Source organism: Vibrio wakamikoensis (genome assembly GCF_050337275.1).
Classification (GTDB): Bacteria; Pseudomonadota; Gammaproteobacteria; order Enterobacterales; family Vibrionaceae; genus Vibrio; species Vibrio chaetopteri.
In genome coordinates this window covers 147,376-169,318 of record NZ_JAKJST010000021.1, presented here as the reverse complement: position 1 = coordinate 169,318, position 21,943 = coordinate 147,376, and the positions used below count along the sequence as shown (strand labels likewise).

General features: G+C 44.6%; 23 protein-coding genes. 11 read left to right on the top strand and 12 right to left on the bottom strand.

Going from position 1 to position 21,943, the window contains the following annotated elements:
• Positions 1-56 precede the first annotated feature (56 nt).
• Together L4C42_RS13000 and msrB are read right to left on the bottom strand one after the other, a co-directional pair.
• Entirely contained in the window at positions 57-1,154 is a 1,098-nt protein-coding gene (locus L4C42_RS13000) for a mechanosensitive ion channel family protein (RefSeq protein ID WP_353499391.1), read from the bottom strand.
• Positions 1,155-1,345: 191 nt separating this feature from the next.
• A complete protein-coding gene (msrB, locus tag L4C42_RS12995; protein ID WP_429760765.1) occupies positions 1,346-2,479 on the bottom strand; it encodes a peptide-methionine (R)-S-oxide reductase MsrB in 1,134 nt (377 codons plus the stop codon).
• A 127-nt stretch (positions 2,480-2,606) separates the two neighbouring features.
• On the opposite strand from msrB, the gene L4C42_RS12990 reads away from it, so the two are divergent.
• From L4C42_RS12990 to L4C42_RS12975, 4 genes are all read left to right on the top strand, one after another.
• Positions 2,607-3,005 (top strand): OsmC family protein, encoded by a 399-nt coding sequence (locus L4C42_RS12990; protein ID WP_353499389.1) that lies wholly within the window; start codon positions 2,607-2,609, stop codon positions 3,003-3,005.
• Positions 3,006-3,011: 6 nt separating this feature from the next.
• A complete protein-coding gene (locus L4C42_RS12985) occupies positions 3,012-3,878 on the top strand; it encodes a YdcF family protein (protein WP_353499388.1) in 867 nt (288 codons plus the stop codon).
• A 135-nt stretch (positions 3,879-4,013) separates the two neighbouring features.
• A complete protein-coding gene (locus L4C42_RS12980) occupies positions 4,014-7,241 on the top strand; it encodes a response regulator (RefSeq protein ID WP_429760763.1) in 3,228 nt (1,075 codons plus the stop codon).
• 178 nt (positions 7,242-7,419) lie between these two features.
• Positions 7,420-8,337, top strand: coding sequence for an alpha/beta fold hydrolase (locus tag L4C42_RS12975; RefSeq protein WP_353499386.1), 918 nt, complete (start codon positions 7,420-7,422; stop codon positions 8,335-8,337).
• A gap of 61 nt (positions 8,338-8,398) precedes the next feature.
• On the opposite strand, the gene L4C42_RS12970 is transcribed toward L4C42_RS12975, so the two are convergent.
• A complete protein-coding gene (locus tag L4C42_RS12970) occupies positions 8,399-9,781 on the bottom strand; it encodes an MATE family efflux transporter (protein WP_353499385.1) in 1,383 nt (460 codons plus the stop codon).
• 117 nt (positions 9,782-9,898) lie between these two features.
• Between L4C42_RS12970 and L4C42_RS12965 the strand changes: the two genes are divergently transcribed.
• The gene (locus L4C42_RS12965; RefSeq protein WP_353499384.1) at positions 9,899-10,819 is read left to right on the top strand and encodes an AraC family transcriptional regulator; all 921 of its coding nucleotides are present in this window, start codon (positions 9,899-9,901) and stop codon (positions 10,817-10,819) included.
• Positions 10,820-10,848: 29 nt separating this feature from the next.
• Here the strand turns inward: L4C42_RS12965 and trxC are convergent, their stop codons facing one another.
• Positions 10,849-11,286 (bottom strand): thioredoxin TrxC, encoded by a 438-nt coding sequence (trxC, locus tag L4C42_RS12960; RefSeq protein WP_353499383.1) that lies wholly within the window; start codon positions 11,284-11,286, stop codon positions 10,849-10,851.
• Between the two features lie 215 nt (positions 11,287-11,501).
• Here trxC and L4C42_RS12955 point away from each other — a divergent pair, with 215 nt between their 5' ends.
• Positions 11,502-12,590 carry a ketoacyl-ACP synthase III gene (locus L4C42_RS12955; RefSeq protein WP_353499382.1) on the top strand — a complete coding sequence of 363 codons (1,089 nt, stop codon included), beginning with the start codon at positions 11,502-11,504 and terminating at the stop codon, positions 12,588-12,590.
• Positions 12,591-12,706: 116 nt separating this feature from the next.
• On the opposite strand, the gene L4C42_RS12950 is transcribed toward L4C42_RS12955, so the two are convergent.
• A complete protein-coding gene (locus tag L4C42_RS12950; RefSeq protein WP_353499381.1) occupies positions 12,707-12,961 on the bottom strand; it encodes a putative hemolysin in 255 nt (84 codons plus the stop codon).
• Between the two features lie 156 nt (positions 12,962-13,117).
• On the bottom strand, positions 13,118-14,575 hold the full coding sequence (locus L4C42_RS12945) for a DUF3943 domain-containing protein (protein ID WP_429760759.1): 1,458 nt from the start codon (positions 14,573-14,575) through the stop codon (positions 13,118-13,120).
• A gap of 182 nt (positions 14,576-14,757) precedes the next feature.
• On the opposite strand from L4C42_RS12945, the gene L4C42_RS12940 reads away from it, so the two are divergent.
• Both L4C42_RS12940 and L4C42_RS12935 read left to right on the top strand, forming a co-directional pair.
• Positions 14,758-15,276, top strand: coding sequence for an NUDIX hydrolase (locus tag L4C42_RS12940; RefSeq protein ID WP_353499379.1), 519 nt, complete (start codon positions 14,758-14,760; stop codon positions 15,274-15,276).
• Positions 15,277-15,296: 20 nt separating this feature from the next.
• A complete protein-coding gene (locus tag L4C42_RS12935; RefSeq protein ID WP_353499378.1) occupies positions 15,297-15,956 on the top strand; it encodes a potassium channel family protein in 660 nt (219 codons plus the stop codon).
• Between the two features lie 25 nt (positions 15,957-15,981).
• Here the strand turns inward: L4C42_RS12935 and L4C42_RS12930 are convergent, their stop codons facing one another.
• Complete coding sequence (locus L4C42_RS12930) at positions 15,982-16,503, bottom strand: DUF4174 domain-containing protein (RefSeq protein ID WP_418642941.1); 522 nt, start codon at positions 16,501-16,503, stop codon at positions 15,982-15,984.
• A gap of 128 nt (positions 16,504-16,631) precedes the next feature.
• Between L4C42_RS12930 and L4C42_RS12925 the strand changes: the two genes are divergently transcribed.
• Positions 16,632-17,114, top strand: coding sequence for a LabA-like NYN domain-containing protein (locus L4C42_RS12925; protein WP_353499376.1), 483 nt, complete (start codon positions 16,632-16,634; stop codon positions 17,112-17,114).
• Between the two features lie 28 nt (positions 17,115-17,142).
• Positions 17,143-17,541, top strand: coding sequence for a nitrous oxide-stimulated promoter family protein (locus tag L4C42_RS12920; RefSeq protein WP_429760756.1), 399 nt, complete (start codon positions 17,143-17,145; stop codon positions 17,539-17,541).
• Here L4C42_RS12920 and L4C42_RS12915 read toward each other — a convergent pair.
• The 3 genes from L4C42_RS12915 to L4C42_RS12905 are packed head-to-tail and all read right to left on the bottom strand — an operon-like array spanning position 17,534 to position 19,024.
• Positions 17,534-18,001, bottom strand: a complete 468-nt coding sequence (locus tag L4C42_RS12915) for a DUF3429 domain-containing protein (RefSeq protein ID WP_353499374.1) — start codon at positions 17,999-18,001, stop codon at positions 17,534-17,536. The genes L4C42_RS12920 and L4C42_RS12915 overlap by 8 nt on opposite strands.
• Before the next feature lie 13 nt (positions 18,002-18,014).
• Positions 18,015-18,335 (bottom strand): AzlD domain-containing protein, encoded by a 321-nt coding sequence (locus tag L4C42_RS12910; RefSeq protein WP_353499373.1) that lies wholly within the window; start codon positions 18,333-18,335, stop codon positions 18,015-18,017.
• Positions 18,332-19,024, bottom strand: a complete 693-nt coding sequence (locus L4C42_RS12905; protein ID WP_353499371.1) for an AzlC family ABC transporter permease — start codon at positions 19,022-19,024, stop codon at positions 18,332-18,334. The genes L4C42_RS12910 and L4C42_RS12905 overlap by 4 nt, the downstream gene beginning before the upstream one ends.
• A gap of 137 nt (positions 19,025-19,161) precedes the next feature.
• Between L4C42_RS12905 and L4C42_RS12900 the strand changes: the two genes are divergently transcribed.
• Positions 19,162-19,986, top strand: a complete 825-nt coding sequence (locus L4C42_RS12900; protein ID WP_353499370.1) for a hypothetical protein — start codon at positions 19,162-19,164, stop codon at positions 19,984-19,986.
• Here the strand turns inward: L4C42_RS12900 and L4C42_RS12895 are convergent.
• Together L4C42_RS12895 and L4C42_RS12890 are read right to left on the bottom strand one after the other, a co-directional pair.
• Positions 19,983-20,774, bottom strand: coding sequence for an EAL domain-containing protein (locus tag L4C42_RS12895; RefSeq protein ID WP_429760753.1), 792 nt, complete (start codon positions 20,772-20,774; stop codon positions 19,983-19,985). The two genes, L4C42_RS12900 and L4C42_RS12895, sit on opposite strands and share 4 nt — an antisense overlap.
• 300 nt (positions 20,775-21,074) lie before the next feature.
• Positions 21,075-21,863 carry a lipase family protein gene (locus tag L4C42_RS12890; RefSeq protein ID WP_353499368.1) on the bottom strand — a complete coding sequence of 263 codons (789 nt, stop codon included), beginning with the start codon at positions 21,861-21,863 and terminating at the stop codon, positions 21,075-21,077.
• Positions 21,864-21,943: the final 80 nt, after the last annotated feature.

Below are 21,943 nucleotides of genomic sequence, written 5' to 3'. Positions count from 1 at the left end.
TTTATGCTTCGAATAGCAAAAAGGGCTCGAATGAGCCCTTTTTCAATTTCGCAAGATTACGGCTGAATAATATGCTTGGATTGAGCCTCGTCATTTGCCATGATAACGGGATCGATCTTTAGTGTTTGCGTAGGATAGGCGATATCGGCGCCATGACTCTTTATTATCCCCATAACTTGCAGCAGGACGTCTTGCTTCACTTCATGGTAGCGTGCCCAGTTCACTGTCTTAGTGAAGGTATAAATAAAAAAGTTGAGTGATGATGGACCAAAGGCGTCAAAATTAACCATCAAGGTTTGGCGACTATCAATGTCTTTGTGGCCTTCAAGCATTATCTTAACGTCATCGACAATGGCTTCCATCTTGTCACCATCATCGTAACGTAGGCCAATCTTCTCATAGATACGACGGTTTAACATTCGGGACGGGTTTTCAACCACGATATTACTAAATACGGAGTTTGGTACGTAAAGCGGTCTTTTATCAAACGTTCGAATGATGGTCATACGCCAGCCAATGCGCTCGACAGTCCCCTCGATAGCGCGATCTGGAGAGCGGATCCAATCTCCGACTTTAAAAGGGCGGTCGAAGTAAATCATCATACCGCCGAAAAAGTTAGACAGGAGATCTTTAGCGGCCAAACCGACAATCAAACCACCGACACCACCAAACGTAAGTAGACCTGAGAGGCTCAGCCCCAGAGCTTGCATGATGGTAAGAATACCGATGGTCACAAAAAACAATCGAGCAACTTTAGCAATGGCCTGTACTGTCGTCTCGTCGCGCTTTTTCTGCTCTAAAACATGTTCTTCGACATTTTGAATCAGACGCAGTGATATCCAGATAAAGGTGGTGATGACTAAGATAAGGTCGATCTTACCAAGCCAAATGGTGTCCTTATCAGAATGTGAAGCGACAATTAGCCCAACGGAGACGGTAGCAGGCCAAACCCAGATAAGCGTACTGACGGGAGTTTTTAAAGCTCGAATAACGAGGTCATCCCATGCGAGCTGGGTTTTTGCGGTAATCGCTTCTAAGCGACCATAAATAACACGCCAGGCAAGCCAGAGAACAAAACTGCCAGCGGTGATGAGCAAAACATTGCTAAGCCAATCATAGCCAAATGACTCGACGTAGCGCTGTAAAAATTCCATTGAACCGTTCATTGAGACGACACTTGTTAATTATCAATAGGTTAATTATCAGTGATTGTGGGTATTTTTCATAGTAATCATTTGTATAGCGCAGATAAAGAAACGCGACATCTGGAATGATCATCGATGTCGCGTGCGTTCAAGTTTTAATGTTAGCTCCGCGCTTGCAGCATAGGTACGCTTCGCCAAACTTACTTGTCGAACAAAGGTAGGAACTCTTCATAGCCTTGCTGCGCGAGAAGCTTTTTCGGTACAAATCGCAACGCGGCAGAGTTCATACAGTAGCGTAGGCCTGTTGGAGCAGGGCCGTCTTTAAATACGTGTCCAAGGTGTGAATCTCCAAATTTGCTACGAACTTCAGTTCTCGGATATAGAAGTTTGTAGTCTGTTGTCGTGACAATGTAACGCTCATCAATAGGCTTAGTGAAACTTGGCCAACCGGTACCAGACTTGTACTTGTCGGTAGAAGAGAACAGTGGTTCTCCGGTCACGACATCGACATAGATACCGTCTGCTTTGTTATCCCAATATGTGTTGTCAAAAGGTCTTTCGGTACCGTCTTCTTGAGTCACGTAAAACTGTAATGCCGTCAAGGTCTCCTTAATATCTTTATCCGTAGGGCGCATGTACACTTGTGCTGCAGGTTGGTTGTTGCGATTTATCATCTCTCTAAGGGTAACTGGTTTGTCCTTACGGTCGTCCCCAAAGATGTCGTCTAAATACTGGTCTCGGCCTGAGTTGTAGCGATAGTACTTGTATTTCAAGCTGCTGTTTTTGTAATAGTCCTGATGGTAATCTTCCGCGAGCCAAAACGTTGTATGTTCAATCAACTCTGTCGCGAGCGGCTTTTTGTACACACCAAGCGCGTCGATTTCAGCCATAAATGATTGAGCCACCGCTTTCTGCTCGCCGTTGTGGTAGAAAACGGCAGGTCGGTATTGCGCCCCTCTATCTACGAACGATCCTTTGTCGTCTGTAGGGTCAATGTGTCTAAAGAAATGGTCGAGTACTTGCTCGTAGCTGACGACATCAGCATCAAACGTTACCTGAATCACTTCAATGTGCTCGGTCTGTCCACTAGCAACTTGTCGGTAGGTTGGTTTTTCCAAAGTCCCGCCCGCGTAACCGGAAACAACATCAACAACGCCGTCGAGCTGTTCGAGGTCTGACTCGGTGCACCAAAAGCAGCCGCCTGCTAATGTTGCGACTTGCGGCGCTGTTGCATTAGGCTTTTGGCTATTTGCCATGCCTGAATGGCTAGTGAGGGCAAACAGCGCAGGTACCGCGACAACGAGTGAAAGAAGTAGTTTGGCTAAGTTTGTCATAGTTACTCCTAAGACGTGGTGGTCTAATTTCTTAATAAGACACAACAAACGCGCAAAAACTTTCAAATTCACAACGTGACGGGTTACTATCTTTGCCGTAATTCCCAATTACCATGCAGAGGTTTATATGCAAGCGGAAGTGAAATGGATCGAAGGATTCAAATTTTTAGGTCAATCTCAGTCAGGTCATTCCATCGTTATGGACGGTAGCGGCGGCGAAACAGCGCCAAGTCCAATGGAGATGGTGTTGATGGCAGCCGGTGGATGCAGCTCGGTAGACGTGGTTGATGGTCTTAAATCGGTAAATCAAGATGTTACCGCTTGTACCGCTAAATTGACGACAGAACGCCGTGAGACGGCACCACGTATCTTCACTGCAGTGAACATCCACTTTGTTGTGTCAGGCAATCAACTCGATGAAGCGTTGGTCGAAAAGGTCACGAAGGACTCGTTAGAAAAGTATTGCTCAGTTTGTCTTATGCTTGCTGAAGGCGTCACCATGACTCACTCATGGGAAATCGTTTAATTTGAGATGGTAAGTGAAAAGGAATTCGACAACTTACTTATCGTGCTCGGCAAGCGCCTCAATCAGGACACGTTAACTCTAGAGGGCGAGTCTCGTGTTGAAGCCCTTGCCGAAATCGTTAAAAACCAAGATATGTCTACTACCATCGTTACTTTTTGCGGTGGAATAACCGAAGGACAGTCGCGTTCAGAAGCAGCGGCAATGCTTGAACATTTTCAAGGCCTTGTGACTGAAACTGACATTCAGGGTATTGGCGCTATTTTAGTTGAAGACACGTCGACCAATACCGTCGAAAATATTCAACTATTGGCAAAAGAACTGACAGAAAGCGGGATAGTACCTCCTAGTAGTCGTCCTATTAGGGTTACGTTGCTCTCCAACGATTATCATCTGTATCGAGTTTTTACTGTTCAGAGGTTACTCGATCAGCAAGGATTGCTAAAGTACTTAGTGCAGTGCTGCCAACAAGCGGGACTTGCTATTCAACTATCCTACGATCCGCTTCAGCATGTGTTTGTGCCGTATCCTCACAAGGAAACCCAAGGAAATCTCTTTGTTTTATTTGATAGATTGACGATTTATCGTGTCTATCTTCAGGGAGCGGTGACCGGAGTATTTTCTGAACCACTGAGCGAACTGGCATCAGAGCCGTATCGAATTGCCCTAGCATCGCTTGAAGCGCTAGATAAGCAAGTTGATCACACCAGCGGTCTCTTCACTCCACTTTACGAACAGCTACCTACTATCCGTCAATTTGTAGAAGCGACAGTACAGCTAACAGAACCCAAGTCTTTAGCGCTCCCTCTTGCTGAGTTGGACAAGCTTTTAACAAACTTAAATCGCTATCTAGACCCTGAGCAAGCACAGCAATGAGTAGATAAAGATGAGAGCTAACCCATATAGTTCTATCAATTTATAAATTAGTTTGTCATTTAACTCGACTAAACCAATAGTTTTCCTAGACTTACTGTATCTAAACTATTGTGCTAACAAGTGTTGGGCAACGGAATGAACAAACTTGAGTTTTGGAATAACCTGTCGGTAAAGAAAAAGATGCTGTTGTTGGTGCTATTACCCATGGCACTTATTGTCTACTTGGCGACAAGGCAGATAAGCGTCCTTAATGCCCAGCTTAGCGACCTCGAAAAAGTTGAGCGCTTAGTTCGATATTCAGAAGTGTTGTCCGATATACAGTCGAAAACTCATGACGCTCGTCCAACAGCGGGACTTGTTGATATTGCGAGTTCGATACAAACCTTAAAATCCCTAGGACCAGAAATTTTCCCTTCAGATGTCGCTGTTCGCTTATCTGGTTTGCTTGATGACTATCAGGAAAGTGTCGTTTCCATTGCCGAAGCTGCCGATTTTATAGAAAAGCAAGAACTGGTGGAATGGCAGGTCGATACCTATAAACAGATTATTATGATTATTGAACAATCACCTGCGAAGGGCGTTTTGCCGGTGGTCAGTGGGCATATGGTCGCTCTATCTCAGCTTGAATGGTTGGTGTTTTGGGCTAATGAAGAAATTTGGCAAACCCAAACCTTAGTTCAAGCCTACCAAGATGGAGAAACAGGAGATCAATACAGTAAGCAGGAGATAGCTAACTTAGTTCAAAATCAGCAGCTTTTTGTGGAACGTTTTGTCGCGATCAACGCTGACCCTATGCAAGTTAATTTACTGCTGGATTCCTTCTCTAACCCCGCATTTGAAGAGAGCAGCCTGTTTAGAAATATTCTGCTAAGCAGTGAAGGTATTACTAGTCTTGGTAGTGCTGAAATCAAAGCAGGTTTGGACGCACTGAATCTACGTTCCAATCTAATTCAAGGTGTCTCTTTAGCCATTGAAGAGCAATTGAGGCAAGAGATTAGAACCTTAGTAACAGGGTTTGAACAACAACGGGTTGCGTTTCTAACTGTAGTAACATTGCTTACTATCATGTTGATTTTTTTAGGTATTAGCTTAGCCCTTAGGGTGACGCGAAATCTTGGTTTGGTTCTCACTTTCCTCGAACAAAAAGACGAAGATCAAACGCAGGCGGTGTCATTGAGCCGAACAATTGGTGGTAAGGATGAACTCAGCCGTTTTGCAAAAGAGGTAGAGCGCCTTACCCATGAAAGACGAGAAGGTGAAAGACGATTACTCGAAGCCAAAGAAGATGCAGAGCAAGCCAAAGAAGATGCCATTCAGGCGAGTAAAGCGAAAAGCAGTTTCTTGGCGAATATGTCGCATGAAATTCGAACCCCTTTGAATGGTGTGATTGGTATTTCTGAAGTCCTTTCCGATACCGATTTAACCGCAACTCAAAAAGATTATGTGGATACCATTGAGACATCGTCACATCTATTATTGAGCCTAATCAACGATATACTCGACTTCTCTAAGATTGAGTCGGGCATGCTGCAAATCAATCCTCACTCTACATCCATCCGCGAAACCATTTACGATATTGCCTCCATCGTGGCACCAAAAGTGAAAGAAAAAGGTATTGAGCTCAATGTTGATATTGATGCCAAAGTACCATTCCGTGTGCTTGCCGATGACCATCGTATGCGTCAAGTATTGATGAACTTTATGTCCAATGCGGTCAAGTTTACAGAGGAAGGCAGCGTAACCATCGGCGTACAGTATCAGGGTGAGTCGGACAATTTGGCGAACTTGTTATTTGAAGTGAAAGACTCTGGGATTGGTATTGATAAAGCAAGACAGTCGAAAATCTTTGAAGCGTTCGCTCAAGAAGATGACTCAACCACAAGGCAGTTTGGCGGTACTGGACTCGGGCTTGCAATCAGTACCCAGCTAATCGAGCTCATGGGCGGCAAAATTCAACTTGATTCCGTAAAAGGCGTTGGGAGCCGTTTTTACTTCACGTTGCCATTAGCCATTGATGAAAGAGAGTACCAACATCGCAGCCCACTTCTTTTTGATGAACTGGTGATGGTATGTAACTCAGGTTCCCACGAGGAGCGAATCAAACGTGACTTAGCATTTTATGGTATGACGGTAGATAGCGTCGCACCGACGTTAGCTGAGTTGAACCTCGATAAAGTAGACTCAAAAACCATCCTTATTTATGTTGATGGTGGCGGTACATCTTCTGAGGAAGACAGCAAGCGTTTCGCGGACATTAACGGGAGAGGTACTGCAATTTGCCTTATCAGACAATTTGATAGCGCCAATAAAGACTTTGGTCGTAATATTTGTGCGTTGATTACTTATCCACTGCTTGGCAATCGCCTACTGAAATCCATCGAAGCCTGTTGTAAAGCATTGGCACAGGGTAGCGTATACACGAGTACTCAAATCGCCAGCATTGATAACCGTATTCGCGTGTTACTCGTCGAAGATAATCTAGTGAACCAAAAAGTGGCGACCTTACATCTCAAGAAAATTGGCTGTGAGTATGACATCGCAAATGATGGTCAAGAAGCGGTAACGCTGTTTGAGAAAAACCAGAACTACACCTTTGTCCTTATGGATTGCATGATGCCAGTGATGGATGGTTTTGAAGCAACAGAAAAAATACGCGCTACTGAGCAGCGACTCGGTTTGACTCGAACGCCAATCATTGCTCTGACTGCGAGTGTGGTCGATGATGATATTCAGAAGTGCTTTGATTCCGGTATGGACGATTATGTTCCTAAGCCATTCAAGGCCGAGATTCTCAAAGAGAAAATTGTGACTGCGATTGAGTTGAAACAACAGGAACTAGATGGGCAACAAGTGCCTGCTCAAGATGTGGAGACAACTTTCAATGTTGAGACTGCTAATGTGGCTGATATTGAAACTGAACTTAGTCAGCGAAAGCCCAAACTTGAGAATGACAATAGCGCCCCAATTAATGCAACAGCAAAAATATCGAGTACTAAAGTTTTGTTAGTGGAAGACAATTTGGTCAACCAGAAAGTCGCCTCTTTGCACTTGGAGAAGGCAGGGTACCAGTATGACATCGCAGACAATGGTGCCGAAGCGGTAGAGCTATTTCAGCGCAACGGCCGCTACGACGTCATTCTTATGGATTGTATGATGCCAGTGAAAGATGGCTTTGAAGCAACACAAGACATTCGCGATTATGAAAAGCAGCAAGGAATGACGCCAACGCCCATCATTGCGCTGACCGCTAGTGTTGTCGATGACGATATCCAGAAATGTTTTGATGCAGGGATGGATGCCTATGTACCAAAACCTGTTAGACGAGAGAAACTACTTCATGAAATGAGCAATTACCTGTCATAGGCTAATACAATAAGAGCTCGGTTGCCTATTTGCCAATGCCGCTAACAGAATGTGGCGGCATTATGTATAGTAGCGTCGATTAACTATGCCCTTGTTTCATGGTTTTGAAATCCTAGCACCTAGTAAATTAAGCTCGGCTTCCTACAATACCGTTCCGTATTAAAAACCGAGACTTGCAATGACTTTAATCGTGGCATTGATTGCCATTTTCTGCTTCTTAGCGCTACTCCCCTTAATGGTCAACAAAGAGACATACTCGCTAAATGAGGTGCATCGTGCGGAAGCTCCTGGTCAGTTTATCGAGACTCAGCTTGGCCACATCCATTATCAACTAGAAGGTTCGCCGGATGCGCCTCTGGTTGTGTTCGTGCATGGTTTCTCTGCGCCTTCGTATATGTGGGACAATAATCGCAAAGTGGTCGCCAATGCGGGTTATCGGGTTTTAACATTTGATTTGTATGGTCGCGGTTATTCATCTCGTCCCAATGTAAAGTATGACAAGCAGCTGTTTGTCGACCAAATTGGACAGCTTACACAGACATTGGCTCCGAATAAGCCATTCCATATTGTTGGTTTGTCGATGGGGGGAGCAATCACTTCGGCTTTTGTGGCTAAAAACCCGAGTAATATTCTTAGCGTCGGCTATGTAGCGCCTTTCAATCAACCGGTGGATATTGGCCCTCTCACTTTGCCTGTAATTGGCAAATGGCTCGGTTATCTGTTGTTCATTCCTAAGCTTCCAACTAATCAGGCGAATGATCTAGTGCAACCCGAGTGTTTTCCTTACTGGGCTGATAAGTTCAGTGAACAGATGATGTATAAGGGATTTCGAAGAGCGATAATTAGCACTGGGCGTCATTTGATTGCGAAAGATCCAACTGATGACTTCGCTGAAGTCGGAAAACTTGCGATACCTAAGTTACTGCTATGGGGCAAGGAAGATAAGGTGATTCCACTATCAGATGCTGAACGGGTAAAAGAGTTATTGGGTAGTAACGTCGAGCTCGAAGTATTTGAAGACGCAGGTCACGCGATGCAATATGAGTGTTATGACAGGATCAACCCTAAACTTCTGTCGCACTTCGAGCGAGCCTAGTGACGGCAGGTAACTAATAGAGCAAAGCTGTTGAGAGCTTTGCTCTTTTTTTCGTCTTTGACTAAGCGCTGGCAAGGGTGAGGTTGTTCATCCAGTAGCGCTTGAGGTAACGATGGAAGCAAAGTGAAAACTTCACTACTTCTTCAAATAGCATACACGCGTAGACCCACTTAAAATCAAGTCCAAGAACAAAAGCGGCGCTTGCTGTTAATGGTAAGCCCACCATCCACATTGCAATGAAGTCCATGCGCAAACAGAACTTGTTATCACCACCCGCACGCAGAATTCCGTTAATGATGATCATATTGAGCATACGCAGCCAAATTGCCCCGCACAAGATGGCCATCGCTGGAGAAGCGATAGGGTAGAGCTCAGCTGTGTCTAGGTTTAGCCAAGATAAAATGCTTTCACGCCCCAACAGGAGTCCACAGCCAATCATCAGCCCAAACACCAATACGGCTTTAATGAAGGTCTGCGACATGCTAAATGCCTGTTCAAACTCGTCTCGACCCAAAGATTGTCCAAGTAATATCGAACAGGCGACAGAGATCCCGAAGAACAAGGAATAGCATAGCGATTCAAACGGTCCCATCATGCTAAATACCGCGAGTTCCGTCGTTCCCATATGGCCAAAAATCACTTGATACATCAGCGTGCCCATTGCCCACAGCACGGCGTTTAATGTGGTTGGAACGGCAAGTGATTTGTAGGAGTTCCAGAGACGTGTTGTGTTGTCTAGTACTTGTTCGGTGATCAACCAATGACGGCGCAGATTTAAGTAGCCCCAGATAAAAATGACTTGGATCAGCCGAGAAATAGTTGTTGCCAAAGCCGCTCCAGCTACCCCCATCGCAGGTACACCCCAGCCACCTTTGATAAGCCAAAAGTTAAGTCCAATGTTGATGGCTATGGTTAAAGCACCAAGTAACAGTGGTGTTACGGCATCGCCTGAAGATCGCATAGCGGATTCAGCAACGATTACAATATGTGTCAGGATAAGCACTGGGAATGCATACCAAAGGTAAGTGGCTCCTAGTTCGATAACACGCCCATCCGTGGTTTGCAGCATCATGATGTAACTAGAGAACAGCGTAATCACTAATGTAACGGGAACAAGTAACTTGGCACCAAAGACCATTGATAGTCGAGTGATGGTATTTGCGCTGGTTTTGTCACCACGTCCCCAATACTGAGCTACCAGCACACCATTGGCCGAAGCCATGCCTGCCATGATCATAATCGCCACAAAATGCCACTTTGAGGCGATCCCCACCGCTGCGGTTGCTTCTTTACCAATATCACTCACCATGAGTACATCGGCGAGTGCCAAAATAGCCACTAGCGCACTCTGAATAGCAACTGGGAAACCAAGTTTTACAACGGCGGACAAGAGTTGATTTGAAGCCACACCGTTAGATGACTTATGATGGTGTTGAGTTGTCATAGCTGCCTCCCAGTTAAGTGAACTAGAAAAAAGTTAAGTGAATTAGAGAAAAGAAAATCACGGAGTGTGACTGGGTGATAAACGTGGCTAATATAAAAAAAACGGCATTGTGAAACCATGTTCAAAAATAGACAAAACCTGTGCAAATCCGTCATTGAGCAATTTAACAGCAAAACAGAGTGGGTGGACGAAGTGTATTTGTCTGAACACTGTGATGAGCGATTCTTATCTGCCAGTGATGTTCCTGAGTTTGCCGCTGAAGACATTTTTATGGCTGGAATGGCCAACCTATTGGATGGCTACCATGTCGAGCGTAAGGGGGTGGATGTCCACACCATTCTCTTTACCATTGAAGGGGGAGGAGTACTGATCACAAAAACGGAAGTGTTAGCGATAGAACCATATTCTATTGTGGTGCTGCCTGCGAATACCTCGTTCCGATTTGAAATCAACCCTCAATATAATCATTGGCGCATGATTTGGTTTTTGCCTAAACCGACTCAGCGCTGGACCATGTTTGCGAAGATTGGTCAAAAGGTTTTACCTTTTAATGGCTGCGAACGGATTTGGGCGTTGATAACCTTACTGTATGTTGAGATTGGCGGGCGCTCGAGCTACCGTAAGTTGTTGGTGAGTGAGCTGTGTCGCTTGATTACAGGGTTTGAGTCGCAAACGAATGACTCAACGGTGAGAGTACAGGCTCTGTTTTCTCAGATAGAGGGACAGTTGCACCTACCTTGGACAGTCAAAGATATGGCGACAAAAGCCTATTTGAGCGAAGAGCAGCTCTCGAGAATCAGTAAGCAATTGTACGGCGTTTCACCAAGAGCCAGACTGATCAATTTAAGAATGGAAAAAGCCTGCGACCTTCTAGAAAACAACGATTGGTCGGTATCAATGATTGCCGAGCGACTAGGTTACCGAGACCCGTTTAACTTTACCCATCGTTTTACAAAACAGGTCGGCTGTTCACCTTCTGCTTATCGCAAGCAAAAATTAACAAGACCGACCTTTGATAAACCGACCTTTGATAAATAGTATTTGCCAACGAGTGCTATGAAGGTTAGCTAGCCTTTTGAGAGCGCCTGATTGAGCCATTGATCAAACTGAGATTTCGGCAATGCCCCATTAATGGTATCGAGTCTTTGACCACCTTTAAATACTATGATGGTTGGGATGCTACGGATTTGAAACTGTGCAGCGAGTTGTTGCTGCGCTTCGGTATCAATTTTGACAAAACGGACGTTGCCTTGACGCTCCTCTGCAACTTGTTGAAATACCGGAGAAAAACCGATGCAAGGATTGCACCATGTAGCCCAGAAATCGACTACAATAGGCTGCTCGCTATTCAACAACGTTGAGAAGTTATCTGCAGTGCCTTCAATCGGCGCACCGTCAAGAAGAGGCGACTTGCAGCGACCACAGTTTGGTGATTCGGCGATTCTATCGACAGGTAGTCGATTCATACCTTGGCAATGTGGGCAGCGGGTGGTGATAGTAGACATGACGTTTTCTCCTGTTGTTTTTATTTACAGACGAGCGAGCACTTGGTTTAGGAAGCTAAAATTGACTAATCAGACTTCTTTGAACCCGTGAATGTGAGTATACTCAGTCGTCTATAGTCAAGATAAGCAAGAAATTATCTCTCATTATCATAAGTTAGCGATTGATATGGCTTGTTTATCTTGATTGGCGAAAACTATAAGAAAATAGGTACACAATGACAACTTTTTACGCCGAAATTACTGGGTGGGGTAAGTGCCTTCCACCAGCAATTCTCTCAAACCATGACCTCAGCACAGTAATGGAAACGTCAGACGAGTGGATTCGCACTCGTACCGGTATTGAAAATCGCCGTATTAGCCATGTCAACACATCTGATATGGCGACAGTAGCAGCGAAACACGCAATGGCGTGTGCAGGTATCACGGCTGATGAGGTTGATCTGATTATTGTTGCAACGTGTTCACCTGACTCGTTGATTCCAAACACTGCATCGCGCGTTCAACAGAACTTAGGTGTGCCAGCAGCCGCGGCTTTTGACCTTAATGCTGCATGTACAGGCTTTGTTTATGGCCTAGAAACCGCAACCAAACTGATTCAGTCAGGCAACTACCGTAACGCTATTGTTATCGGTGCAGAGCGTCTTTCTTTCTTCATTGATTGGACTGAACGTGATACAGCAGTATTATTTGGTGATGGTGCAGGCGCAGCAGTTCTAACAAGAACGGAGCAACAAGTCGGCTTGCAAGATGCGCAAATCGGCTGTGATGCAAAAGGCCGTGATATTCTGGCCGTGCCTAAGTTCGGTACGTCTATGGAGCGCTTTGCAGCAGATAACGGTTACTTTGAATTTGACTTTATTGGTAAAGAGATCTTTAAGCGTGCAGTAAAAGGCATGGGAGCGGCGGCGAACACCGTTCTATCTCGTTCTAACCTGACAAAAGACGACATCGATGTTGTGATTCCGCACCAAGCGAACATCCGCATCATTCAAACACTGTGTGATTTGTCTGGCATTGACCAAGAAAAAGCGTTCGTAAATATTCAGAACTACGGCAATACCTCTGCGGCGACTGTGCCAATTGCACTTTGTGAAGCACTAGAGCAAGGTAAGATTAAGCCGAATGATGATCTGCTATTGGCAGCATTTGGTGCAGGTCTAACATGGGGTGCCGGCCACATTAAGTGGGGTGAGCGTGTAACGCCTGTTGAGACAAGCGATGCGGCATTGCCAGCATGTGAAACGTCTGCACTCGAGCTTATGGCAACAGCGATCGAGCATTGTAAAAACAAGCCAAGTAAATAGCACTTGAGTAAATAGCACTTGAATAAATAGTAAAAAGGCCAGCTCGTTGATGAGCTGGCCTTTCTATTATCACGAGTACTTTCTTTTATTACGTGTACTTTCTGTTGTTATACGTATTAGTTATCTTGCTGGTTACGCTTTTCGTAAAAATCCCAAACTGTGTAACGTTCTTCTTCCGATAACACACAGTAAGGAACGCGCTTTCCGTTTTCAGTTACACGCTGTAGCTTGTGGCCTTGTTCAACACAATAGACATAAGCAGGATCACTCTCTACAGTAATTTCATCCACATCATACTTATCCGGTTCACTGGCACAGCCTGCTAGAATGCCCACTGCTACAGCGCCAATCATCCATTGTACTTTTTTCATTATATCTCCTAGTTGGAAGTTAGGCTTTTGGTTAAGTGTAGGAGATTTCTAACAAAAAGTGTTTTGATTTGGTCAAATTATCGATAAATTCACCAAATAATCCTTGTGAATGCCCACTTGTTCCCAGAATTCCTACAAACGCTTGATTTAAAGCTGTTAAATGTATTTGTTGCCTTCACCAAAGCGATAAATTAACCGTGTTCCCCATAGACTATCGCGAGCGCCTGAATTGCGGTGATAGTTGTACTTCCAATCGGCTTGAAGCGCCCAGTTGGCATTGAGTGTGTAATGGACACCAGTACCAATATTCCACTGCAGTTTCTTAGTATCACGATCTTTGTTGAGCATCGCTTCTCCAACGCCTGCATTGAAGTAAGGCTTAAATGCGTAGTTTTCGAATAGGTAATACTGCACATCAAAGCTGTAGTTTTCATAAATATGCTTCTGGTTGTCTGTTGTGGACTCATAGTTACCTTGCATATAACCAAGTCGTGCCGAGAGCTGGTTGGTAAAGTACAAACCTAACGTGAAGGCGGGTGCAAAATCATTTTTCAGATTGCGCTCTTTATCAAGTTGCGGATAGGCGAAGCCTGCGCTCACACCAACAATACCGTAAGTGACAGGGTCGTCGGTATGTTGCTGGTAGCTTTTTTTCTGACGGCGCTTTAGGCTATCTGCGGTTTCACCAGCACCAAACGCGTACTGTACCTGCATTTGATATTTGGTTTCGATATCACCATTACGCAGAACATTTGAATGCACACCAACAAAACCCGTTCCCGCTTTTATAATTTCTTTGCCTGCCACGTTATTTACGCCGCGACCTAAACTGTCGACCGGGTCAAGGAAGAATAGGGCGGTTGAGCCAAGCGCATCAGAGCCCATTACCGTGCCGCCTCTTAAACGTATCTCTTTTTCTTTATTAAAGGCCCATTCACCATAAACCCAACCAAGCGTCGGTGTAACTACTAGGTCTTGAATCGACGGTACCTCAGCGAATGCCTCTATGCCGTATTCCCAGTAGAAAGTCGACATCAATGTTGAGTACATAAATGCATCCCACTGACGATAACCCGATTTACGAGCTGCCTGATAGTAAACGCCGCCAAAGTAAGGGTGTCCAACATAGTTGATCAAGTGGTCATCACGATCCCAAACCGGCCCAGATCGCACGTTATCCCACCACTTGTTCATCAGTTTGATGTCGTCTTTTTCCCAGTTGGTGATCGATTCAGGCATCAAAGCTAGCACACCAGCAACACCTACGCCGTAACCAAAAATGGATTTAGTTTGAGACCACAGTCTTTCACTGTCTTCGCCATTTTGAGGGTTGAAAAGGGAGACTCGGTAGGGTGACTCGTTGAAATCGATTTGAGTAAGCGTATCGTCTTGCCTCAACTCTTCAAAACTACTGTTCGTTGAAATCGAACGATAGCCAAGGGCGTTCATTGGGTCTTGGTACGATGCATTGAGCTGCTGTTCGGTAAGTGTCTGATCGTAGCGTACTGCTTGTTTGAGGAGATCCGCTTCAGTTACCGTGGTATCAGTTGCGTCTGCGAGAGCAACATCAGCGGTAGACAAAGCGGCCACGAAGAAAAAAATGCTTGGTTTCATAATAATTGGGATATTTTAGGTGTTATGACTATTATTGCCTAACATCCCTTTAGGCGAGGTGAGGATGTTAACATTCTGGTAAATGATTGTCTCATCTCATTTGATGAGAAACTGAGATTGAACTGTAACTTGATATTTTTGTGGTAAACTTCACGAAAAATAGACTAACTCAGAGCAAGACTATGAGACAACTCACTACAGCCATTCATCCAGATATCGACCATCTTGATAACAAGGGCATAGTAAAAAGAAACGCGACTCGTGCAATTGTCGTTGATGGTGAAGATATTCTGCTTCTCTACACCGAGCGTTATCATGATTACTCCCTACCGGGAGGCGGCATTGATGAGGGCGAGGATGTTATTGCAGGTTTGGTTCGCGAGTTAGAAGAAGAGACGGGCGCTCAAAATATCCACGGGATTAAACCATTTGGTATCTATGAAGAGTTTCGTCCTTGGTACAAAGACGATGCGGATGTGATGCACATGATTTCATTTTGCTACTCTTGCAAAGTGGATCGAGAGCTTGGCGAGACCGCTTATGAAGACTATGAAGTCAAAAATGGTATGAAGCCAATCTGGGTTAATATTCATGAAGCCATTGCTTTCAACGAGAAAACTATCTCAGAGAGCGATAAGAAAGGCATGAGTATTGAGCGAGAAACGTATCTGCTGCATTTAATCGCCAAAGAAATGCTCTAGAGTCAGGAGATAACTATTTCATGAAATTGATGAGTAAAGACGATAACTTTTTCTTTTTACTTGGGTCATTATTGGTGCTGTTTTTTTTGAGCGCTGTGGTGCATCAGTTTAAAGATGATGCTCAAGACTATGTACTGGCTTTGATTATTCTTTGCATGAGTACTTCGATTGTTGGTGTACATAGAAAGCAGACATTTTACCGATCTTGGTATGCAGTGATGATCACAGTAGCAGTAACATCTGGCGTGTTTTCATTGTTCGAGGACTATGACCTTTCGTTGGTAACCTTGTTTGCATTACTGTTTTTCGTATTAGCTCAGACTTTTTCAGCGCTCAGACAGGTCATCATGCCGAAGCAAGTGACACTCAATCAGATTGTTGGCTCAATATGCGTTTATCTGTTGTTCGGTCTCTCTTTCTCATTCATTTATTTGATCCAACTCGAACTGTTCGTTGAACCCTTTAACGGGTTGGAGGCGAAACCTTGGCTAGATAACCTGTTCGATGTTATTTACTTTAGTTTTATCACACTAACTACAGTCGGTTATGGTGATATTTCCCCGGCTCTAGCCATCCCGCGTTTCTTCGTGTTCTTAGAGTCGATTACGGGTAGTTTTTACCTTGCCATTATGGTTGCGAGCTTAGTGAGCAGTCATCTCGCTCAAAAAGAGACTCCATAGCGATCTCTAGATTCAATAGATTTTGCTATATCGAGCAGCGGCTTGCTGCTCGAGCCATTTCTGCTCTTCGCATTGGCATTTCATCAATCGTTTTTTTGATTTGAATCCAATTGGTGGTTGGCCCCCAACGCAATTTCTCTGTCCCATCTTTGCCAATCAAAACGGCAGTATGGTCACCCTCTCGAATGTCGTACATTTTAACCAGCTTGCTGTAATCAAACGTGTCTTTTACCCAGCTAGGTGATGAAAAGCCGTCTTTGGTGATCACCATGGTCACAACATCTCGTTCATCGAGAGCGCATTCATTGATGAGTGTCCCCAACAGGAACTCATCGACAAGCACATCCTTGCTGGGTGCAAAATACATAACGCTACGGTGTGATAGTCCTTGGTAGTAGCCGCCACTATGATACTCGGCGTCTTGCTGGTCATTGTGGTAACTACCGTGAGTGTCAACATCACTACCGTGTTTTTTAGCGTATTCTGGGTAGCCACACGCTGTGGCGCTAAACAGTGCCGCAAGGGCTACGATACCTATGCCTTTCATAATTGCCTCCAAGCAAACAACCAAAAGGTTATACGTTAAGTTTAGCTACTGAGATTCGTCTCACTAAGTTCCACTTGCGGACAATATTTTTGTTACACTGCCAACATCATAAAAGGACAAGCAATACTATGAATTCAGCAGCTATTTTTGTGGACGTACAAAATGTCTACTACACCACCAGGCAAGCGTTTGGTGCACGCTTTGACTACAACGCATTTTGGGCTTGGGCCAGTGAACGATTTAATATTGAATCAGCCAAAGCCTATGCCATTGCTTCCCACGATCCAAAACAGAGACAGTTTCACCATATTTTGCGTGGGATCGGTTTTGATGTTCAGTTGAAACCCTTTATCCAACGTTCTGACGGCAGTGCCAAAGGGGATTGGGATGTTGGAATTGCGCTCGATGTGTTTGAAGTGGCACGTGATGTCGAAAATGTTATTTTACTTTCCGGTGATGGGGACTTTGAAGTTTTAGTGGATCGCATTCAGCAACGCTTCGGCTCTCGGGTTACGGTTGTTGGAGTCGCGAGTTTGACTGCGAATCACTTAATTGAAGCGGCAAATGAGTTTGTTGCGATAGAAGAACCGTTTTTAATTGGTGCGCGTTAGCTTAGGCTCTCTCGCGGAAAAGGTTGCTATGAAAAAAGCCAGTGACATTTTAGTTGGTGCGTTAGAAACCGAGTTTAAAACCGTCAAAGCTATGATGGAAATTTATTGCAAACAGCAGCATGGCTCCAAGGCGCTATGTGATAGCTGTAAAGCGTTACTCACTTACGCAGAAATAAAACTTGATCGCTGCCCTTATGGAGAAAGTAAGCCAACGTGTAATAAATGTCCAATCCATTGCTATAAGCCGGAGCAAAAACAGCAGATGAAGGCGGTGATGCGTTACGCAGGTCCCAGGATGTTATTGCCGCATCCAATCTTGTCTATACGCCACCTCATTCACGAGCGACGTGATGTTCCGTCTAAACCTGAGGCAGGTCGCTCGAACCGTGCTCTTCGAAAAGCCAAGCAAAAAGACAAGCTTAAATAGCGCCGGCGAAAGCAATGATATGCGCTACCGCAACCCCAACGGTGAGATGGCTTCTTAGTCGTTGATAAGCCTTTGGAAACTCATTCCCTAGCGCATTGAGCTTGATTCTCTCAACTAACCAGACACAAACGTAGCCAGCAAGCGCGACGACTATGCCTAATCGAAACTGCTCAGGAGTGATGACAATCACCAGCCACGCCATTAAACAAATCAGGTTACTGAGCGTGAGAATGGGAAACGACAGTTTATGCGAAGAGTGAGTCAGCGCATGCGACCACAATATGCCACATAGAAAACTCAAAATGATGGCGCTGTAAGAAAGGAATAACATTCTCGTGTTCGCACCCACAAAGGTAGCCTCTGGGGTGAATGTAGCGATGCAAAGACCAAATGGGATAAGACCAAGATAGCCAAGCCACGTCATTAAAGTGATGCTTCTGTTAGGCGATGAGTTTTCCATAACATCTCAGCGATTAGTGGTTGAATACCCACAAGTTTAAGACGAGAAACACTAAGATGCTAACTATGGTCGTGATTAATACGTCTTTAATAATCCGAGCTAAGACAATGGCAAAGGTCGCGGCGAGTAGATAAGGCAGGTTATCTTCCAATGCCAGCTCACCGTGAGGCAAAAATACAATTGGTCCCCAAATCGCTGTTAAAACTGCTGGGCTAGCGTAGGCTAAAAATCGCTGCGCGCTGCTACTAATACGAAGCGGAACTTTGGGTTCTAGAAACAAATAGCGGCTCAAAAATACGATGGCTGTCAGCACCACAATGATTAAGTAAGTCATCGTTTTAGCTTCTCCTCACTTAAATACCCAACCGTCATACCGACAATACTCGATATCACCAGCCCAAGTTCGATGCCCATTGCTGCGAAGATAACTGAACAGATTAGGGCAGAAGCAGCAGCGAGAAAAATCGGCAGTGTCGTGATGTTTGGTACGACAATAGCAATAAATGTCGCGGCTACCGCAAACTCAAGCCCGTACTGCTGTAAGTTAGGGATCTGCGCACCAATGACGATGCCAACCAGAGTTGCGATGTTCCAAATAATATAGAAGGAAAGACCTGCACCGAGCGCGTACCAGCGATCAAACTTTTCTGGTTTATGGTGACCGCAGAGGGCAAATAGTTCATCGGTAAGCAGAAATCCAAGAGCTAAACGCCAGCGAATCGGCAGACCGACAATGTGGTTACGCATCGACAAACTATAAAGAAAATGGCGTGATGTGATAAAAAAGATGGTAACGACCATAGTGAGCAGTGTGGCACCGGATTTTATCATTCCCATCGCGACAAGCTGCGCGGCACCAGCAAATAAAATCGCGCTCATCGCTTGTCCTTCCATAGGCGTTAACCCGGAGTCGATAGCAAATGAGCCTGCCAAAAATCCCCACGGTACAACCGCTAAACTCAGCGGCAACATCGCAATGCATCCTTGTAGTGCTCGCGAGAAATAACTTGATGATGATTCCATAAACTCTCTCCTTGAACTGATTAAGTTGTATTTAAATCAGTGATTTTCAAGGTTGTTTGCATACAAAATCAGAATTATTTTTGTTCGTGACTCCCTGATAGTATCGCGCTCCCTGTTTTAAATAGAATTCCAATCCAATGAAACGAGCCCTAGTTCCCTTTTATATTCTCTTGCTCTCTGTAAGTTACGTGTCACCGGTTATATCGAATGATGATACGGGTGTTAAGGACGAAGATTACGGTCGTACTTTGCCTTTCTTTGGTGACAGGGTTAGGGATATGGGTATTAAACTGCCAAAACCAGTTGGCTTGTCACTGTTTACCCATCAGCAAGAAGATTTGATGCAATTGGGGGATTTTAAAATCGATGGCGAACCTGTTGATGACATTCTCCCCGATGGTAGCAGCAATACAACGAATACCACGAGCATTGTTGCCTTACGTGGTGACGTCTGGATACTGCCATTTTGGGGCTTTAACGCCATGATAGGAAAAGCGGTGACCTCTTCGGATATTTCCATTGGCGTTAGCGATTTTTCAAATGGTAATTTAGCCCGCCTTGAAGTAAACGGTATGGCAACGTCTTCAACTATTACAGCGGTTGGCACAACACTGGCCTATGGTCATAAACAGTTCTTCACAACCATTGATGCTCAATACGTGTCAACGTCGGTATCGGGTGTTGGGGTTAGTCTAGATGCGTTGGTGGTGACGCCGCTGATCGGGTTCAATATTGGTGACAGTGGCTGGCGCATTGTGGTGGGAGGTCAATATCAAGACTATCAGCGCCAGCTTAAAGGTCAGCTGGGTGATATCCGCTTTAGCGCGACGCAAACGTCAAGTCGCTGGTCGACCATGGTGGGTATGCAAAAAGAGTTCACTGACAATTGGGAAGCGTCATTAATGGCTCAAAGTGGCAAAACTCGCGAAGGTTTTACCTTCATGTTGGGTAAACGTTTCTAGCTGACTAATTTAAGACGGGGGTAGAGCGTTTGCGGCATCGCGAGGTGATACCCTTGGTAAAAATCTATATCAAGCGCTTTCATGGCCTCAAGCTGCGCTGCGGTCTCAACGCCTTCAATCACGGTTTTCGCGTTACACGCTTTTGCCAGTTTAATCCCGCTCAGCAGTGACTGAGGGTTGCCACCCATATAATCAACCAGCAATTGCCTGTCGAGCTTTAAGATATTGGGCTTAACTTGAGCAACGCGTTCTGGGCTGGATTCTTTGCAGCCAAAGTCGTCAATGGCAATTAAAAAGTCTTCTTCATTTAAGTGTTTTGCAGCAGAAGCTAGAGATTTAGGGCTAAATGCTGTGAGCTCTACGAGTTCAACTACCACACGCCGGCTATCAAGCTGCAATGCTTTTAGACGTGACATCAATAACGAAGAACGTATCCCTTCCGCAGCAAGACGTTCGCTAGAAATTGGTAAGAAGTTAAGGAATATCAGACGCTCTCGATATTGCGACATGCTGAAGTTTCGAAGATGGATAGCGCGGCTCAATCTATCTACGTTGAGCTGATCTGCCAGGGTAATCTGATCGTTTTGAAAATAAAGATTAGGTGGGATGGGATCACCATTGAGATCCACCAACCTGATCAGTGCTTCCATGCCAATAATGGCATTGTCTGCGTTAAAAATAGGTTGAAACACACTTTTCAGCGTCAGGTCTTTGTACTGAGCAATGCAACAGCCGGTATCGTCGATACGGATACATTGGTTGAACTGGTGTTTTTCGGTTAAAAGCATGGTCTAACAAAACGATTAATTATGTTCCACATCTTGTCATGGTTGCCAAACAAGTCAAATCTGTTCAGTGAATAGAAGTCTCGACCGGTATCACTTAAATTTCTAGTAAATCTAACCTCTGGCGATTATCTGTACAGTTTATTATTCAAAATTGGGACATAAAGATTGATAAATTAGATGGTTACAGTTTTTATCGGTGCGATGAGTGAGTTAGATCAAGTTTGCTTAGAAAATGAGGGTAATTGAAATTTCACTAAGTTACAGTCGGCTTTATACCGAAAGTTTGAACTCGCTCTCACTTTACCTTTCATCAAAGAAGTCTTTATTGCGAATATATTTGCTCATTAAGTGATAAGAAAATGGTCGAATAATCCATGATACTAAAGAGCGACCGAGACGAACTAGAGTAGGAGTGTTTTCATAGATTCGACCGTTGTAGAGCCATAATACCTTGCCCACATGCCAATACAGCAAAGGGAGTGGAGGTAAGAAGGTTACCACATCCAAGTCACAGCAGACTCGATAGGTTTTGTGAGCGAGCCGAAAACGCCTTTTAAAGCTATGGTTACCTATAGCTGGTTGACCAAATGTAACGATCCGCTTTATTGATTTTGGGTATTTTTGTTCCAGTGCATCAGCAATGACACAGCCGATAGCGCCACCAGAAGAATGACCGGTGATAGTCACGCGTTTACCACTTTCAATGAGCGCCGAAGCAATTTCAATGGTTCGTTCGAACAAGCTAATGCCAAGGCGATCTTTTTTATGAGTGGGTTGGCTCTCTTGGTTGAGTATGTAATGAAAACCAGCGTGGATTCGATAATTCAAGCCAAATGCTTTGCAATGGCGTTGCCACATAGCAAATGTGAGCAGCCAATCGGTCAGGCTATGCGAGCCTTTTATTACGATGACGGCTTCTTCTTTGTCTTTACTCCACAATATTCGTACCACAGTTTTACCATAGCGATTTGCCACTATGCGTTGCCCATTAGGGTCAAAACCATATCGTGTTTGCTTAAACACTCTTGGGTAAGCGAGATTGCAAAGTACGGCATACTTTTCGTATTGATAGCGTTTTAAACTTTTCACGATCTTTGTAGCGAGCAAATGGGTAAAACCACTATGAAAAGTTTTGATGAAGCTTTAATGACAAATGGAGCGAAGGTAAA

Coding starts and splice junctions, on each gene's coding strand:
- L4C42_RS12980 (WP_429760763.1), top strand. CDS start 4,014: ATGAACAAACTTGAGTTTTGGAATAACCTGTCGGTAAAGAAAAAGATG.
- L4C42_RS12920 (WP_429760756.1), top strand. CDS start 17,143: ATGAAAAAAGCCAGTGACATTTTAGTTGGTGCGTTAGAAACCGAGTTT.
- L4C42_RS12905 (WP_353499371.1), bottom strand. CDS start 19,024: ATGGAATCATCATCAAGTTATTTCTCGCGAGCACTACAAGGATGCATT.
- L4C42_RS12910 (WP_353499373.1), bottom strand. CDS start 18,335: ATGACTTACTTAATCATTGTGGTGCTGACAGCCATCGTATTTTTGAGC.
- L4C42_RS12925 (WP_353499376.1), top strand. CDS start 16,632: ATGAATTCAGCAGCTATTTTTGTGGACGTACAAAATGTCTACTACACC.
- L4C42_RS12985 (WP_353499388.1), top strand. CDS start 3,012: ATGGTAAGTGAAAAGGAATTCGACAACTTACTTATCGTGCTCGGCAAG.
- L4C42_RS12945 (WP_429760759.1), bottom strand. CDS start 14,575: ATGAAACCAAGCATTTTTTTCTTCGTGGCCGCTTTGTCTACCGCTGAT.
- trxC (WP_353499383.1), bottom strand. CDS start 11,286: ATGTCTACTATCACCACCCGCTGCCCACATTGCCAAGGTATGAATCGA.
- L4C42_RS13000 (WP_353499391.1), bottom strand. CDS start 1,154: ATGGAATTTTTACAGCGCTACGTCGAGTCATTTGGCTATGATTGGCTT.
- L4C42_RS12965 (WP_353499384.1), top strand. CDS start 9,899: ATGTTCAAAAATAGACAAAACCTGTGCAAATCCGTCATTGAGCAATTT.
- L4C42_RS12935 (WP_353499378.1), top strand. CDS start 15,297: ATGAAATTGATGAGTAAAGACGATAACTTTTTCTTTTTACTTGGGTCA.
- L4C42_RS12940 (WP_353499379.1), top strand. CDS start 14,758: ATGAGACAACTCACTACAGCCATTCATCCAGATATCGACCATCTTGAT.
- L4C42_RS12895 (WP_429760753.1), bottom strand. CDS start 20,774: ATGCTTTTAACCGAAAAACACCAGTTCAACCAATGTATCCGTATCGAC.
- L4C42_RS12990 (WP_353499389.1), top strand. CDS start 2,607: ATGCAAGCGGAAGTGAAATGGATCGAAGGATTCAAATTTTTAGGTCAA.
- L4C42_RS12970 (WP_353499385.1), bottom strand. CDS start 9,781: ATGACAACTCAACACCATCATAAGTCATCTAACGGTGTGGCTTCAAAT.
- L4C42_RS12900 (WP_353499370.1), top strand. CDS start 19,162: ATGAAACGAGCCCTAGTTCCCTTTTATATTCTCTTGCTCTCTGTAAGT.
- msrB (WP_429760765.1), bottom strand. CDS start 2,479: ATGACAAACTTAGCCAAACTACTTCTTTCACTCGTTGTCGCGGTACCT.
- L4C42_RS12975 (WP_353499386.1), top strand. CDS start 7,420: ATGACTTTAATCGTGGCATTGATTGCCATTTTCTGCTTCTTAGCGCTA.
- L4C42_RS12955 (WP_353499382.1), top strand. CDS start 11,502: ATGACAACTTTTTACGCCGAAATTACTGGGTGGGGTAAGTGCCTTCCA.
- L4C42_RS12950 (WP_353499381.1), bottom strand. CDS start 12,961: ATGAAAAAAGTACAATGGATGATTGGCGCTGTAGCAGTGGGCATTCTA.
- L4C42_RS12915 (WP_353499374.1), bottom strand. CDS start 18,001: ATGGAAAACTCATCGCCTAACAGAAGCATCACTTTAATGACGTGGCTT.
- L4C42_RS12930 (WP_418642941.1), bottom strand. CDS start 16,503: ATGAAAGGCATAGGTATCGTAGCCCTTGCGGCACTGTTTAGCGCCACA.